This window comes from Leifsonia sp. 71-9 (genome assembly GCF_001898805.1).
Lineage (GTDB): Bacteria > Actinomycetota > Actinomycetes > Actinomycetales > Microbacteriaceae > Leifsonia.
Genome location: NZ_MKVJ01000014.1, coordinates 26122 through 42396 on the forward strand (window position 1 = coordinate 26122; position 16275 = coordinate 42396).

The following is a 16275-nucleotide window of genomic DNA, read 5'->3' on the forward strand; positions in this document are numbered from 1 at the left end:
CTCAGTCGTTGTCCCCGCCGGTCGTGTCGAGCCGCACGCCCGTCGTCTCTCCGCCCCACGTCCACTCGGCGACCACGGGGATGTCCTCGCCGTGCTCGCGCGTGTACTGGCGGGCGGCGAGGCGGGCGTCCTGCATCTCCTGGCGGAAGACCGTCTCCCGTGCGGCGAGCCCCGGCACGCGGTCGAGGACGTCGATGACGAGGTGGTACCGGTCGAGGTCGTTGAGCATGACCATGTCGAACGGCGTGGTGGTGGTGCCCTCCTCCTTGTAGCCGCGCACGTGGAGGTTGCTGTGGCCCTCGCGACGGTAGGTCAGGCGGTGGATGAGCCACGGGTAGCCGTGGTACGCGAAGATCACCGGCTTGTCGGTCGTGAAGAGCGCGTCGTACTCGCGGTCGTTGAGCCCGTGCGGGTGCTCGCCCTCGCTCTGCAGGCGCATCAGGTCGACGACGTTCACCACGCGCACCTTGAGCGACGGGAGGCGGTGGCGCAGGATGTCCGCCGCGGCGAGCACCTCCAGTGTCGGGATGTCGCCGGCGCAGCCGAGCACGACGTCCGGCTCCTCGCCGTCGACCTCCGTGCCCGCCCAGTCGAAGACGCCGATGCCGCGCGTGCAGTGGGCGATCGCCTGGTCCATGGTCAGCCAGTTCGGCGCGGGCTGCTTGCCGGCGACCACGACGTTCACGTAGTCGGTCGAGCGCAGGCAGTGGTCGTACGTCGACAGCAGCGTGTTCGCGTCGAACGGCAGGTAGACGCGCACGACGTCCGCCTTCTTGTTGACGACGTGGTCGATGAAGCCGGGGTCCTGGTGGGAGGCGCCGTTGTGGTCCTGCCGCCACACGTGCGAGCTCAGCAGGTAGTTGAGGGAGGCCACCGGGCGCCGCCACGCGATGGCGCGCGACGACTTGAGCCACTTGGCGTGCTGGTTGAACATCGAGTCGACGATGTGGATGAACGCCTCGTACGACGTGATCACCCCGTGCCGCCCGCTGAGCAGATAGCCCTCCAGCCAGCCCTGGCACTGGTGCTCGCTCAGCATCTCCATCACGCGGCCGCTCGGGACGAGGTGGTTGTCCTCGTCGATCGGCCAGTACTCGGCGTTCCACTGCTTGCCGGTGACCTCGTACACGGCCTGCAGGCGGTTGGAGGCCGTCTCGTCCGGGCCGAAGAGCCGGAAGTCCTCCGGGTTCGCGCGCATGACATCCCGGAACCATTCGCCGAGCACCCGGGTCGCCTCCGCCACGGAACCGCCGGGGCGCGGCACGTCGACGGCGTAGTCGCGGAAGTCGGGAAGCCGCAGATCCTTGCGGAGCAGGCCGCCGTTGGCGACGGGGTTCGCGCTCATCCGGCGGTCCCCCTCGGGCGCGAGGGCCGTCACGAGCGCGACAGGGGCGCCCGACTCGTCGAACAGCTCCTCCGGGCGGTAGGACGCGAGCCAGCTCTCCAGCAGCCGGGTGTGCGCCTCGGTGTCGCGCGCGTCGGCGAGCGGCACCTGGTGGGAGCGCCAGTTGTTCTCGGCGGGATGGCCGTCGATCACGGCGGGACACGTCCAGCCCTTCGGCGTGCGCAGCACGAGCATCGGCCAGGCGGGGCGCCCGTCCAGCTCGCCCGCGAGGGCCGCGCGCTTGATCTCGGCGATCTCGTCCAGGATGACGTCGAGCTCGACCGCCATGCGCTTGTGGACCTCGCGCGGGTCCTCCCCGTCGAAGCCGCCAGAGACCAGGTGCGGCGTGTAGCCGTAGCCGCGCATGAGGTCCATCAGCTCGGACTCGGGGATGCGCGCGAGCACCGTCGGGTTGGCGATCTTGTACCCGTTGAGGTGCAGGATCGGCAGCACGACGCCGTCGGTCACCGGGTCGAGGAACTTGTTCGAGTGCCAGGCCGTGGCGAGCGGGCCGGTCTCGGCCTCCCCGTCCCCGACGACCGCCGCGACGAGCAGCTCCGGGTTGTCGAAGGCCGCGCCGTACGCGTGCGAGAGCGAGTACCCCAGCTCGCCGCCCTCGTGGATGGAGCCCGGCGTCTCCGGGGCCGCGTGGCTGGGGATGCCGCCCGGGAACGAGAACTGCCGGAACAACCGGCGCATCCCGTCCACGCTCTGGTCGATGGCGCTGTAGACCTCGCTGTACGTGCCGTCGAGGTAGGCGCTGGCGACCACGCCCGGACCGCCGTGGCCGGGGCCCGCGATGAAGATCGTGTCGAGGTCGCGCTCGCGGATCGCGCGGTTGAGGTGCGCGTAGACGAAGTTGAGCCCGGGCGTCGTGCCCCAGTGGCCCAGCAGCCGCGGCTTGATGTGGTCGCGCGAGAGCGGCTCCCGCAGCAGCGGGTTGTCCAGCAGGTAGATCTGCCCGACCGAGAGGTAGTTGGCGGCACGCCACCACGCATCCAATCGGTCCAGGGTCTCCTCGCTCGGCTCGAGACGGTCGATGGATGCAGCGGATGCGTTCACGGTGTCTCCCCTCGCGGCAAGCCTACGGGGGCACCGCTCCGAACAACAGGCATGGAGACGACGATGGTGAACACCCGGTGCGGACCGGTCGCGGTCCGGCACACGGAACGGCACAGCCGCACCGCGACCGTGCTCCTGCACGGCGCCGCCGGATCGTGGACGACGTGGAACGCCGCCATCGCCGCCGCCGAGAGCGGTGGGGACGTCTCCGATCTCGTGGTGCCCGACCTCCCCGGCTGGGGCGACTCCCCCGCCGACGCGTCGCACCTGGATGCCGCCAGCCTGGCCGCGGCGGTCGTCGCGACGGTCCGGGCCCTCGGCTACGACCGGTGGCGGCTCGTCGGGCACTCGCTGGGCGGTTTCGTGGCGCTGGAGCTCGCCGCGCAGGAGCCGGAGGCCACGGAATCGGTCGTCCTCGTCTCCGGCACGACCTTCGGCGGGCGCGGCGACCGGATGGGCCTCCCCCAGCTCCTGCTCCGCTACGCGCCGCTCATGGGGCTCGTGGTGGCCATGCGGGTGCTGATGGCGCTCGGGCCGGGTCTCGCCACCCGCTTCGTGGCGGCGCTCGACCGGATGCGCCTCCTCGGCCTCCTCACGGCCCCGCTCTTCGGCCGCCACGTCCCCGAGGCGGTCAGCGATCTCGCGCGCGACCTCCGCCCGTCCGCGTTCGTGCGGGCGGTCGCCTGCGCGCGCGTGTACCCGGCCGCGGAGCGCTGGCGTCTGGTGCGCTGCCCGGTGATCTCGGTCCACGGCGACCACGACCTGTTCTCCCCCGCCTCCGACGACGCGCCTCTGGCACGGATCATCCCGCAGCTGCGCTCGATCACCGTGCCGGCGACCGGGCACTTCGCGCACGTCGAGCACCCGAGCCTCCTGGCGGGAGCGCTGCACGCGCGGTAGCGTCGAGCCCATGGTGGACGACGTGGTCATCCGGTCGGTCGACGCGGACGCGTGGGACGACATCAGGACCGTCTTCGGCACGGTCGGCGATCCCAGCGGGTGCTGGTGCCAGTGGTTCAAACTCCCGCGCTCGGCGTGGGAGGGCGGAACCCGCGACGACAGGGCCGCGCTGCTCCGCGACCAGGTCGAACAGGGCTCGCCCGGGGTGCTGGCCGCCCTCGACGGCGAGCCGGTCGGCTGGGCGGCGGTCGAACCGTACTCGACCTACCCGGCCCTGGGCCGCTCGCCGATCACGCGCCGCCGCGACGACGACCCGGCCGACCCGTGGGCCGTCACCTGCTTCGTGGTCCGGCCGGAGTACCGCCGGCGCGGCATCGCCCGCGTGCTGCTCGCGGGAGCCGTCTCCCACGCGCGCGATCGCGGCGCGACGGTGCTGGAGGGGTACCCCGTCGACCCCGAGCAGCGCCCGTCGCTCTCCGCCGCGGAGCGGTACCACGGCACGGTGTCGTTGTTCCGCGACGCGGGGTTCGAGGTGGTGCGGCGCCCGTCCGCGACCCGGGCGATCATGCGGCGCGGGCTAAGCTCGACGGAGTGAACTCCCGACGCGATCGCGCCATCGGCGCCGGCACCCAGGTCGCGACGGAGGTCAGCATCAACTTCGGCTCGTCGATCGCCGGGCTCCTCATCCCGGTCGTCGGATCGATCGTCGTCGTCGCCGCGCGCCAGCTGGTCACCGCGATCGCGGTGCTCCCGTTCTACCGGCCGCGCCGCGCCGAGCTCACGTGGCGACGGCTCTGGCCCGCGCTCGCTCTCGGCGTCGTGCTGGCCGCGATGAACCTGAGCTTCTACGAGGCCGTCGGGAGGCTGGGGCTGGGCATCGCCGCGACCATCGAGTTCCTCGGCCCGTTCGCGCTCGCGCTCCTGGGCTCGCGACGGGTGCTCGACGGGCTCTGCGCGGTGGCGGCCGCGGCCGGCGTCCTTCTGCTCACCATCACCGAAGGCGCGCTCGACCCGGTCGGCGTCGTGCTGGCGCTGACCGCCGCGGCGGCCTGGGCGGCGTACATCCTCCTGACCCGGCGCGTCGCGACACGTCTGCCGGGACTGGAGGGGCTCAGCGTGGCCAGCGTGGTCGCCACCGTGCTCACGGTGCCGATCGCCCTCGTGGTCATCGACTATGCCCGCCTCGACTGGGGCGTGCTCGGACTCCTGCTCGCTCTGGGCGTGCTGTCGTCGGCGCTCCCGTACAGTCTCGACACGTTCATCCTGCGGCGCATCTCGCCGCGTCTCTACGCGATCATCACGAGCTTCGGCCCGGTCGTCGCGACCGTGTTCGGCGTGCTCGTGCTGCGCGAGTCGTTCACGATCGTCCAGCTGGTGGGCATCGTGATCGTGTGCGTCGCCGCGGGTGCCGCCATCGCCACGCAGCGCGAACGACCGCGCTCCGAGCTGGAGGCGGCGGCCGAGTCCATCCCGTGACCGGCGGGCAGCGCTAGGACAGGACGTCCTTCGACGTGAAGCGGCCGATCGCCAGCGCCCCGAACACGGCGACGTAGCCGAGCTGCAGGAGCGCGTTCTGACCGAAGGCGTCCCACGAGATCGGGTCGCGCAGCAGGTCGCCGAAGCCGAGCCAGTAGTGCGAGAACAGCCACGGGTGCAGCGCCGACAGCTGCGGCAGCTGGTCGAGCACCTGCGAGACGACCGCCAGCACCGCGGTCGCCGCCATGGCGCCGACCGGGACGTCGGTCAGCGTCGACAGGAACAGCCCGATCGCGCAGAGGCCGAGCAGCGAGACCACCACGAACGCGGCGATCAGCAGCAGGCGCAGCAGGGCCTCCCCGACGCCGACCGTCGTCCCCGACAGCAGGGTCACCGGACCGATCGGGAAGAGCACCGCACCGACCCCCGCGCCCGCGAGCGCCACGACGAGAGCGCCGGCGATGCTGAACGCCGCCGCCCCCGCGTACTTCACCGCCAGCAGCCGCAGGCGACCGGCCGGCGCGATGACCAGATAGCGCAGGGTGCCGTGGCTCGCCTCCCCCGCGATCGTGTCCCCCGCCACGACGCCGATCGTCAGCGGGAGGAAGAGCGGCATGCACACGACCAGGGCCGTGAACGCGACGAACAGCCCGTTGTCGGTGATCTGGCTGAGGAACCCCGGGCCCCGGCTCGATCCGCCCGTGATCCGCACGGCGACCGCGATGAGCACCGGCACGGCCGCCAGCGCGGCGAGCATCGCCCAGGTGCGGAGGCGGCGGAACAGCACCGCCAGCTCCGAGCCCAGGAGCGCCCAGCCGGCCGAGGCACGGGACCGGCGGACGGTCAGCGCGGCGGCCACGGGAGGGGCGTCACTGCTCGACATCGAAGCCCTCCCCGGTCAGCTCCACGAACCGCTCCTCCAGGCTCGACGACCGCACGGCGAGACCGCGCACCCGCACATCGCCGCGCACGAGCGCGGCCGTCAGCTCCTCCGGCTGCGGTGCTCCCGGCGAGAGCGGCGCCTCGACCCCGTCGGCCGTGTGCTCGGCCCCGAGCCCGAGCCCGGCCAGCACCGCCACGGCGAGGGACGCATCCGGGGTCTCCACCACCAGGCGCGGGCCGGACCCGCCGCGCAACTCGTCCAGCGAGCCCTGCGCGACCAGCCGGCCGGCACGCATGATCGCGGCGTGCGTGCACATCTGCTCGATCTCGGCGAGCAGATGGCTCGAGACGAAGACGGTCGTCCCGCCGGCGGCGAGCGACCGGACGAGGTTGCGCACCTCGCGCGTCCCCTGCGGGTCCAGGCCGTTCGTGGGCTCGTCCAGCACGAGCAGCTCCCGATCGGTCAGCAGAGCGCCCGCGATGCCGAGCCGCTGCTTCATGCCGAGCGAGTACGCCCGGACGTGCTTGGCCGCGGCATGGCTCAGCCCCACCCGCTCCAGAGCGGCCTCCACGCGGCGTGTGCGGGTCTCTCCGGGCGCGTACCGGTCGGCGGTGTCCCGGCGCACCAGGTTGGCCGTCCCGGACAGGTAGGGGGCGAATGCGGGCCCCTCGACCAGTGCGCCCACCCGGGGCAGCACGCTCGCGCCACGGTCGGGCATCCGCTCCCCCAGCACGCGCGCTTCCCCGGCCGACGGCGCGACGAGGCCCAGCAGCATCCGGATGGTGGTCGTCTTGCCGGAGCCGTTGGGGCCGAGGAAGCCGAAGACGGAGCCGCGCGGCACCTCCAGGTCGAGCCCGTCGACCACCGCGCGCGACCGGAAGCGCTTCGTCAGGCCGCTCGTCGCGATCGCGGCGGCATCGCTCACTGCGCGGCGGCCTGCAGTGCCGAGACGGGGACGGCACCGGCGAGCACGCGCCCGTCGGACGTGACGAAGACGGAGACCAGCGACGTGCTCAGCGCGCGTCCGCCATCCACACTCGTGGTCAGCTGCGCGAACAGCGGGTCGCTCGTGAGGGAGGCGGGAGCGGAGCCGGCCGGGAGAGTGACGATGCTCGCCCAGCCCTCGCCGGTCACCTGCGGCTTCGGGTGGTCGCCGGCGGGCGCGCCCTTCTGTGCCGAGCGCTCGGGCAGGGTCTGCTCCGTGACCTTCGCGCCCTTCGGCGGGGTGAAGGCGAACACGCTCGCGTCCGGCCGGTCCGTGCTGAAGGTGGTGAAGCCGGCCTCGAACGCCGGCGCCGAGGCACCGCGCGCGAAGACCTGCACCTGCAGCGGGATGCCCGTCGCTCCGTCCACCGCGATCCGCACGGACCCGACCAGGGTCGCGTCGGTGCGCGGGGTGAGCACGAGGGTGTACGCATCGCGTCCGGCGACGCTCGACGCCGCCGCGAGGGTGACCTTCGTGGTCGGATCCGCGGCGGCGATCAGCTTCTCGGCCAGCGCCTGCGGCGTCGTGGCGAGCGGGGTCGGCGTGGCGGCGCCGCCGCCGGACTCGCTGCGGGCCGGGAGGGTGACATGCGTGGCGCTCTGCCCCTTCGAGTCGTACAGCCACACCTCGGAGCCGTCACGCACCGCGTCGCGCTCCGCCAGCTGGTCCAGGACCTGGACGCGCTGCTTGGTCGCGCCGTCGACGTAGACCTTGGCCGTGTGATCGCCGGTCAGGAGTTCGAGCTCGCTCTGCTCGTCGGAGGACGACGAGCTCGCGGAGCCGCCGCCCGACAGTCCGGAGACGTCCGGCAGTCCGAGCTCCGAGCTCTGCTCGACGGTTCCCGAGAACGTCTTCGTGTCGCTCGCGGCGACGAGCCGGACGACATCCTCCGGGGTCTTCACGGGGAGGTCGGCGGCCCCGGCGGCGAGCGGGACGACGATCGCACCGGCGGCGATCGCCGCGGGCACGACGACCGCGGGAACCCAGCGGATCCATCGGTGCTTCATACCGTCAGGATACGCTCCGGCCCTCCGAACCACCCTGCGAGCTCACCGGGAAAAACGCCCCGGGCACGCGGAAGGCCCCGCGTCCGATCGACGCGGGGCCTACCTCCATCCGGACCTAGATCACGTCGCCGACGCGGTGGACGCGGATGTCGTTGGTGGTGCCGGGGATTCCGGGAGGGGAACCCGAGATGATGATGACCTTGTCGCCGTTCACGGCACGGCCGGTCGACTTGAGCGCCTCGTCCACCTGGGCGACCATCTGGTCGGTGTGGGTGACGCGGTCGACCACGAAGGACTCGACGCCCCAGTAGAGCGACATCTTGCGACGGGTCGACTCCTCCGGCGTGAAGGCCAGGATCGGGATCTTGTTACGCAGGCGCGCCATGCGACGCGCCGACTCGCCCGACTCGGTGAACACGCAGAGGTACTTCGCCTCGACGAAGTCCGCGACCTCCACGGCCGCCAGCGTGATCGCGCCCGACTGGGTGCGGGGACGCGTGCCGAGCGGGGCGATGCGGTCGAGACCGTGCTCCTCCGTGGAGGTCACGATGCGGGCCATGGTCTGCACCGTGACCGTCGGATACTCGCCGACGCTGGTTTCGCCCGAGAGCATGACCGCGTCCGCGCCGTCGAGGACGGCGTTGGCGACGTCGGAGGTCTCCGCGCGGGTCGGGACCGGGCTGGAGATCATCGACTCGAGCATCTGCGTGGCGACGATGACCGGCTTCGCGGCGCGGCGGGCGAGCTCGACGGCGCGCTTCTGCACGATCGGGACCGCCTCGAGCGGCAGCTCGACGCCCAGGTCGCCGCGGGCGACCATGATGGCGTCGAACGCCTCGATGATCTCCTCGAGCGCCTCGACGGCCTGCGGCTTCTCGATCTTGGCGACGACGGGGACGCGGCGCCCCTCCTCGGCCATGATCTCGTGCACGCGCTGGATGTCGCTGGCGTTGCGCACGAACGACAGCGCGATGATGTCGGCGCCGAGCTTGAGGCCCCAGCGCAGATCGGCCTCGTCCTTGTCCGAGAGCGCCGGCACGTTGACCGCGACGCCCGGGAGGTTGATGCCCTTGTTGTTGGAGACCGGACCGGCGACGATGACCTCGGTGGTCACGACGGTGCCGTCGGTCTCGAGGACCTTGACGCGGACCTTGCCGTCGTCGATCAGCAGGAAGTCGCCCGGCTTGACGTCCTGGGGCAGGCCCTTGAACGTGGTCGAGGAGATCTCCTTGGTGCCGATGATGTCCTCGGTGGTGATCTTGAAGATGTCGCCCTCGGCGAGCTCGTAGGGACCGGCCTCGAACTTGCCGAGGCGGATCTTCGGTCCCTGCAGGTCCACCAGGACCGCGACCGGCTTGCCCGCGTCCGCGGCGGCCTTGCGCACGTTGGCGTAGACCCCTTCGTGGACCTCGTAGCTGCCGTGGCTCAGATTCATCCTGGCCACGTCAACACCCGCGTCGATGATCGCGCGGATGTTGTCGTAGCTGGACGTCGCCGGCCCGAGGGTCGAGACGATTTTCGCCCTTCTCATGCTTTCGTTCGCTCCGTTGTTCGTGCGCCCCTGACGGCGCGCGGTTCGTGGTGATGCCCTGGTCGGGTCACCTCAGACGAGGATGCCCCGGTCGGTCGGACGGACCGGAGACGGCAGCTGCGTCTCTCCTTCAAGATACCGGTCGACGGCGGCTGCCGCCGCCCGGCCCTCAGCGATCGCCCAGACGATGAGCGACTGGCCGCGCCCGGCGTCGCCCGCGACGAAGACGCCCGGCTCGCTGGTCTGGTACTGCCCGTCGCGCTGCACGTTGCCGCGCTGGTCGAACGGGAGGTTGAGCTGCGCGGAGAGGTCGTCCTGCTCCGGGCCCGTGAAACCGAGGGCGAGGAGCACGAGGTCCGCGGGGATCTCGCGCTCGGTCCCGGCCTTCGGCACGCGGCGGCCGTCGAGGTACTCGGTCTCGGCCACGCGCAGCGCGCGGACCTCGCCGAACTCGTTCGCGAGGAACTCGACGGTCGACGCGAGGTACTCGCGCTGGCCGCCCTCCTCGTGCGCCGACTGGATCTCGAAGAGGGTGGGGGTGGTCGGCCACGGCTGGTGGTCCGGACGCTCCGCGGGCGGCTGGACGCCGATCGCGAGGTTCGTCACGCTCGCTGCGCCCTGACGGTGCGCCGTGCCGATGCAGTCCGCACCGGTGTCGCCGCCGCCGAGGACGACGACGTGCTTGCCGTCCGCCGTGATCTGGCCGGAGACGTCGTCGCCGGCGCCGGCCTTGTTCTGCTGGACGAGGTACTCCATCGCGTAGTGCACCCCCGCCAGGTCACGGCCCGGGATCGGGAGGTCGCGCGGCACCATCGCACCGGTCGCGACCACGACGGCGTCGTAGCGCGCACGCAGGTCGTCCCAGGTGATGTCCACGCCGATGTTGACGCCGGCGCGGAAGCGGGTGCCCTCGGCCATCATCTGGTTCAGACGCGCCTCGAGGTGCTTCTTCTCCATCTTGAAGTCCGGGATGCCGTAGCGCAGCAGACCGCCGATGCGGTCGTCGCGTTCGTACACGGCGACCGTGTGGCCGGCGCGGGTGAGCTGCTGGGCGGCGGCCAGACCGGCCGGGCCCGAGCCGACGACCGCGACCGTCTTGCCGGTGAGGCGCTCCGGCGGGTGCGGCTGCACCCAGCCGTTCTGCCACGCCTGGTCGATGATCGAGACCTCGACCTGCTTGATCGTGACGGCCGGCTGGTTGATGCCGAGCACGCACGAGGACTCGCAGGGGGCCGGGCAGAGGCGGCCGGTGAACTCCGGGAAGTTGTTGGTCGCGTGCAGGCGCTCGATGGCCTGGCGACCCTCCCCGCGCCACATCAGGTCGTTCCACTCCGGGATGAGGTTGCCGAGCGGGCAGCCCTGGTGGCAGAACGGCACGCCGCAGTCCATGCAGCGGCCCGCCTGCCGGCGCAGCTGCGCCGGATCGCCGGCCTCGTAGACCTCTTTCCAGTCCATGAGGCGCACGGAGACCGGGCGTCGCTTCGGGAGCTCCCGCTCCGTGGTCTTCAAAAAGCCCTTAGGATCAGCCACCAGTCACCTCCAAGATTCGGTTCCACACAATGTCGCCGTCGGGGTCGAGGCCCTCGTCGACGGCTTCCTGACGCATCTGCAGCACGGCCGCGTAGTCGCGCGGCAGCACCTTGACGAACTTCGCGACCGTCGTGTCGAAGTCGGCGAGGAGGCGCTCGGCCAGCGCCGATCCCGTCTCCGCCCGGTGCTTCTCGAGCAGGTCGCGCACGATCTCCACGTCGGCGCTGCCGAGCGGCAGCAGCTCCAGCTCACCGGTGGCGAGCGAGTCGCGGTTGACGCGGTCCTCCTTGAGCTCGTACACGTAGGCGGTGCCGCCCGACATGCCAGCGCCGAGATTGCGCCCCGTTCCGCCGAGAATGACGGCGAGCCCACCGGTCATGTACTCGAGCGCGTGGTCGCCGACCCCTTCGACGACCGCGGTCGCCCCGGAGTTGCGGACCAGGAAGCGCTCGCCCACGATGCCGCGGATGAACATGCTGCCCTGCGTCGCGCCGTAGCCGATCACGTTGCCCGCGATCACGTTGCGCTCGGCCGCGAACACGGCCTCCTTCGGCGGGCGCACGACGATCTGACCGCCGGAGAGGCCCTTGCCGACGTAGTCGTTCGAGTCGCCCTCCAGCCGCAGCGTGATGCCGCTCGGGAGGAACGCGCCGAGCGACTGGCCGGCGGAGCCCGTGAGGGTGATGTCGATCGAGCCGTTCGGGAGGCCGTTCTCGCCGCGTGCGACGGTGACGGCGTGGCCGAGCATGGTGCCGACCGCGCGCTCCGTGTTGCGGATCGGCAGGGACAGCTCGAGGGTGCCGCCGTTCGCGAGCACGTCGCGGGAGGCCTCGATCAGCTGGTTGTCGAAGTGCAGCTCGAGCTCGTGGTCCTGGGCGCGGCCGTTCTTGCGCGGCGCGGTGTCCGGGAACTCCGGGCCGTTCAGGATCGGCGACAGGTCCATGCCGGACGCCTTCCAGTGCTTCACGGCGCGGTCGACGTCGAGCAGCTCGGCGTGGCCGATGGCCTCGTCCAGGCTGCGGAAGCCGAGCTCGGCGAGGTACTCGCGCACCTCCTGGGCGATGAACTCGAAGAAGTTCACGACGAACTCGGGCTTGCCCGAGAAGCGCGAGCGCAGCTCGGGGTTCTGCGTGGCGACGCCGACCGGGCAGGTGTCGAGGTGGCAGACGCGCATCATGATGCAGCCGGAGACCACCAGCGGCGCCGTCGCGAAGCCGAACTCCTCGGCGCCGAGCAGGGCGCCGACGATCACGTCGCGGCCGGTCTTGAGCTGGCCGTCGACCTGCACGACCACGCGGTCGCGCATCCCGTTGAGCATCAGCGTCTGCTGCGTCTCGGCCAGGCCGAGCTCCCACGGGGTGCCCGCGTGCTTGAGCGAGTTGACCGGGGAGGCGCCGGTGCCGCCGTCGTGGCCGGAGACCAGGATGACGTCGGCGAGGGCCTTCGCGGTGCCGGCGGCGACCGCGCCGATGCCCGACTCCGAGACGAGCTTCACGTGGACGCGTGCGCCCGGGTTCGCCCGCTTCAGGTCGAAGATGAGCTGCTTGAGGTCCTCGATCGAGTAGATGTCGTGGTGCGGCGGCGGCGAGATGAGGCCGACGCCGGCCGTCGCGTGCCGGGTGCGGGCCACCCAGGGGTAGACCTTGGTCGGCGGCAGCTGACCGCCCTCGCCGGGCTTGGCGCCCTGCGCGAGCTTGATCTGGATGTCGTCGGCGTGCGTGAGGTACATGCTCGTGACGCCGAAGCGGCCCGACGCGACCTGCTTGATCGCGCTGCGGCGCTCCGGGTCGAGCAGCCGGTCGAGGTCCTCGCCGCCCTCACCGGTGTTCGACTTGGCGCCGAGCCGGTTCATGGCGATCGCGAGGGTCTCGTGCGCCTCCTTCGAGATGGAGCCGTAGCTCATCGCACCCGTGGAGAACCGCTTCACGATCGACTCGACCGACTCGACCTCGTCGAGCGGCACCGGGGTGCGCTCGCCCGTCTTGAGGGCGAACATCCCGCGCAGCGTCATGAGCGACTCGGCCTGGTCGTCGACGAGCTTCGTGTACTCGCGGAAGACGTCGTATCGGCGCGTTCGCGTCGAGTGCTGGAGGCGGAAGACCGTCTCCGGGTTGAAGAGGTGCGGGGCTCCGTCGCGGCGCCACTGGTACTCGCCGCCGGTCGCCAGGCGCTCGTGCGCGACGATGGCGCTCTCGGCCGGGTAGGCGCTCTCGTGGCGCGAGAGGTTCTCGGCCGCGATGACCTCGATGCCCACGCCGCCGAGCTTGCTCGTCGTGCCGGTGAAGTAGCGGTCGACGAAGGCCTGGCTGAGGCCGACGGCCTCGAACGCCTGCGCCGCCGCGTACGACGACACGGTCGAGATGCCCATCTTCGACATGATCTTCAGGACGCCCTTGCCGAGCGCCTTGATCACGTTCTTGACCGCCTTCTCGGGCGTCACGCCCGGGATGAAGCCGGAGCGGACGAGCTCCTCGCAGGTCTCCATCGCCAGGTACGGGTTGATCGCGGATGCGCCGTAGCCGATCAGGAGCGCGACGTGGTGCACCTCGCGGACGTCGCCCGCCTCCACGATCAGACCGACCTTCATGCGGTTCTCAGCCCGGATCAGGTGGTGGTGCACGGCCGCCAGCATCAGCAGCGACGGGATGGGCGCGAGGTCCTTGTTGGAGTCGCGGTCGCTGAGCACGATGAACTGCGCGCCGGCCTCGATCGCCTCGTCGACCTCGTCGCACATCTCGGCGAGCCGGCGCTCCATGGCGTCCGTCCCCGCGTCGAAGCGGTACAGGCCGCGGATCGTCGTGGTCAGGCGGCTGCCGGGCGCCGGATCCATGTGCTGGATCTTGGCGAGCTCGTCGTTGTCGATCACCGGGAAGTCGAGGACGACCTGGCGGGCGTGCTCGGGGCCGGCCGAGAGCAGGTTGCGCTCCGGACCGAGGCCCAGCTTCAGGGAGGTGACGACCTCTTCGCGGATCGAGTCCAGCGGCGGGTTCGTCACCTGCGCGAACTGCTGCGTGAAGTAGTCGAACAGCAGGCGCGGCCGCTCCGAGAGCACGGCGACCGGCGTGTCCGATCCCATCGCGCCGAGCGGCTCCGCACCCGTGGTCGCCATCGGCTTCAGGAGGATGCGGACCTCCTCCTCGGTATAGCCGAAGGTGCGCTGGCGGCGCGTGATGGAGGCCGGGGTGTGCACGATGTGCTCGCGCTCGGGCAGATCCTTGAGGTTGATGCGGCCCTCGTCGAGCCACTCGCCGTAGGGCGCGCCCGCGGCGAGCTCCGACTTGATCTCGTCGTCCTCGATCAGGCGCCCGGCGACGGTGTCGACCAGGAACATACGGCCCGGGCGCAGACGGCCCTTGCGCACGACGCGGCTCGGCTCGATGTCGAGCACGCCGATCTCCGAGGCGAGCACCACGAGGCCGTCGTTCGTGACGACGTACCGGCCGGGGCGCAGGCCGTTGCGGTCCAGGGTCGCGCCGACGACCGAGCCGTCGGTGAAGACGATCGCGGCCGGGCCGTCCCACGGCTCCATGAGCATCGAGTGGTACTCGTAGAAGTCGCGGCGGACCGGGTCGATCTCGGTCTGGTTCTCCCAGGCCTCCGGCACCATCATCATCACCGCGTGCGGGAGCGAACGCCCGGTGAGCGAGATGAGCTCCACGACCTCGTCGAACGAGGCGGAGTCGCTCGCGCCCGGCGTGACGATCGGGAAGACGGGCGACAGGTCGCCGAGCAGCTCGCTCTCGAGCTGCGACTGGCGGGCGCGCATCCAGTTGCGGTTGCCCTGCACCGTATTGATCTCGCCGTTGTGCGCGATCATCCGGAACGGCTGCGCGAGCGGCCAGGAGGGGAACGTGTTCGTGGAGTAGCGCGAGTGCACCAGCGCGAGCTTGGAGGCGAAGCGCTGGTCGGAGAGGTCCGGGTAGAACGGCTCCAGCTGCAGCGTCGTGACCATGCCCTTGTAGACCAGGGTGCGGCTCGACAGCGACGAGAAGTAGAGGTCCAGCTCGCGCTCGGCCCGCTTGCGCAGGAAGAACGTCAGGCGGTCGAGCGCGATCCCCGCGAGCGGGGCGCCGTTCTCGTCCGTGCGGGTGCTCGACACGTAGAGCTGCTCGATGACCGGCATCGCGTCGCGGGCGAGCGTTCCGAGCTCGTCCGGGCGCACCGGCACCTCGCGCCAGCCGAGGACGGTCAGGTCCTGCTCGGCCGCAATGGTCTCGACGGCCGCCTTGACGGCCGCGCGCTCGCCCTCCGCCGTGGGGAGGAAGGCGTTGCCGACCGCGTACCGACCGGCGGCCGGCAGCTCCACGCCGGAGACGGCGCGCAGGAAGACGTCGGGCACCTGCGTGATGATGCCCGCGCCGTCGCCGGTGCCGGCGTCGGAGCCGACCGCGCCGCGGTGCTCGAGGTTGCGCAGCGCCTGCAGCGCGGCGTCGATGATGTCGTGCCCGGCGGTGCCGCGCAGGGTCGCCACCATGGCGAGGCCACAGGCGTCCTTCTCGTCGGCGGGGTCGTAGAGACCTTGCTTCGCAGGGAGGGTGCTGAACCGGGTTCGGGGAGGCGTGAACGCCATCTTTCGACCGTCCTCACAGTGTCGTGGATGTGGGGATGTAAGTGCGGGGACGCCATCGGCCCTGGGGAGGAGGTGGATCCGCCGCGCTCACCGGGCTGTGTGCGGCCTGGTGACTCGGTGCGGTCGGTGATGCTTTCGGGATTGCCTCGACAGACGTTGCGGGTGGTTCGAGCCGACGGGGTTCAACCGTTCGTTGGGCTTGTGGCCTTGGCTCCTGAGGATCCGGCGGGTACCCCGTCGTCCTCGTCGGGGACCTCGTCATCCGAGTCCGTGTCGTCAGAGTCTACCTCAGCATCGGGTCGCACCCATTCACGACCCGGGCGGTACACGCTCGGCTCGAGTCCGGGGTGGCGGCGGGTCTGCACCACGAAGATCACGATGCCGAGGATGACGGCCAGGAACGCCGCCCACACATTGGTCGGGATGCCCAGGATGTTGAACTCGCTCGGGTCGATGCGGATCGACTCCAGGTAGGAGCGGCCGAGGCCGTACCAGATGAGGTAGACGGCGAGGGTCTTGCCCCAGCGCAGCTGGAACTTGCGCTCCAGGAAGAGGATCACGACGACGCCGATGACGTTCCAGATGATCTCGTAGAGGAACAGCGGCTGGAAGAGCGTGCCGTCGGGCAGCCCCACCGGGATCGCCTTGTTGCCGGCGTCGATCTGGAGGCCCCACGGCAGGTTGGTCGGCAGGCCGAACAGCTCCTGGTTGACGTAGTTGCCGAGGCGGCCGATCGCCTGGGCGAGCAGCAGGGCCGGGGCGAGGGCGTCGGCGAACGACCAGAACCGCACGCCGGTGATGCGCGCGGCGATCAGCACACCGACGGCACCGCCGATCAGCGAGCCGAAGATGGCGTTGCCGCCCTCCCAGATCGCGAAGACGTTCCACGGGTTGGCACCCGCGTAGAAGTAGTCGCCCGGGTGGGTGAACACGTGGTAGAGGCGGGC

Annotated in this window: 11 protein-coding genes; 3 read left to right on the plus strand and 8 right to left on the minus strand. The window is 71.2% G+C overall.

Translation table 11 applies throughout. From position 1 onward, the window contains the following. Position 1 precedes the first annotated feature (1 nt). Positions 2–2446 (minus strand): phosphoketolase, encoded by a 2445-nt coding sequence (locus BGO91_RS07360; protein WP_290472144.1) that lies wholly within the window; start codon positions 2444–2446, stop codon positions 2–4. A gap of 63 nt (positions 2447–2509) precedes the next feature. Between BGO91_RS07360 and BGO91_RS07365 the strand changes: the two genes are divergently transcribed. The 3 genes from BGO91_RS07365 to BGO91_RS07375 are packed head-to-tail and all read left to right on the plus strand — an operon-like array spanning position 2510 to position 4822. Continuing rightward, positions 2510–3346 carry an alpha/beta hydrolase gene (locus BGO91_RS07365; protein ID WP_290472145.1) on the plus strand — a complete coding sequence of 279 codons (837 nt, stop codon included), beginning with the start codon at positions 2510–2512 and terminating at the stop codon, positions 3344–3346. A gap of 10 nt (positions 3347–3356) precedes the next feature. Then, positions 3357–3941: a GNAT family N-acetyltransferase gene (locus tag BGO91_RS07370; protein WP_290472146.1), complete on the plus strand. Its 585-nt coding sequence runs from the start codon at positions 3357–3359 to the stop codon at positions 3939–3941. Next, positions 3938–4822 carry an EamA family transporter gene (locus tag BGO91_RS07375; RefSeq protein WP_290472147.1) on the plus strand — a complete coding sequence of 295 codons (885 nt, stop codon included), beginning with the start codon at positions 3938–3940 and terminating at the stop codon, positions 4820–4822. The genes BGO91_RS07370 and BGO91_RS07375 overlap by 4 nt, the downstream gene beginning before the upstream one ends. A gap of 13 nt (positions 4823–4835) precedes the next feature. On the opposite strand, the gene BGO91_RS07380 is transcribed toward BGO91_RS07375, so the two are convergent. The 7 genes from BGO91_RS07380 to lgt form a co-directional block, all read right to left on the minus strand. Further along, entirely contained in the window at positions 4836–5705 is an 870-nt protein-coding gene (locus tag BGO91_RS07380) for an ABC transporter permease (protein ID WP_290472148.1), read from the minus strand. Next, positions 5692–6630 carry an ABC transporter ATP-binding protein gene (locus tag BGO91_RS07385; RefSeq protein ID WP_290472149.1) on the minus strand — a complete coding sequence of 313 codons (939 nt, stop codon included), beginning with the start codon at positions 6628–6630 and terminating at the stop codon, positions 5692–5694. Before BGO91_RS07385 ends, BGO91_RS07380 begins: the two co-directional genes overlap by 14 nt. Beyond that, positions 6627–7697, minus strand: coding sequence for a DUF2092 domain-containing protein (locus tag BGO91_RS07390; protein ID WP_290472150.1), 1071 nt, complete (start codon positions 7695–7697; stop codon positions 6627–6629). The genes BGO91_RS07385 and BGO91_RS07390 overlap by 4 nt, the downstream gene beginning before the upstream one ends. A 115-nt stretch (positions 7698–7812) precedes the next feature. Beyond that, entirely contained in the window at positions 7813–9228 is a 1416-nt protein-coding gene (gene pyk, locus BGO91_RS07395) for a pyruvate kinase (RefSeq protein WP_290472151.1), read from the minus strand. A 72-nt stretch (positions 9229–9300) separates the two neighbouring features. After that, positions 9301–10758, minus strand: coding sequence for a glutamate synthase subunit beta (locus BGO91_RS07400; protein ID WP_290472152.1), 1458 nt, complete (start codon positions 10756–10758; stop codon positions 9301–9303). Next, on the minus strand, positions 10751–15328 hold the full coding sequence (gltB, locus tag BGO91_RS07405; RefSeq protein ID WP_290472153.1) for a glutamate synthase large subunit: 4578 nt from the start codon (positions 15326–15328) through the stop codon (positions 10751–10753). The genes BGO91_RS07400 and gltB overlap by 8 nt, the downstream gene beginning before the upstream one ends. 182 nt (positions 15329–15510) lie before the next feature. Beyond that, positions 15511–16275, minus strand: a 765-nt coding sequence (lgt, locus tag BGO91_RS07410) for a prolipoprotein diacylglyceryl transferase (RefSeq protein ID WP_290472154.1), incomplete at its 5' end; no start/stop codon positions are given.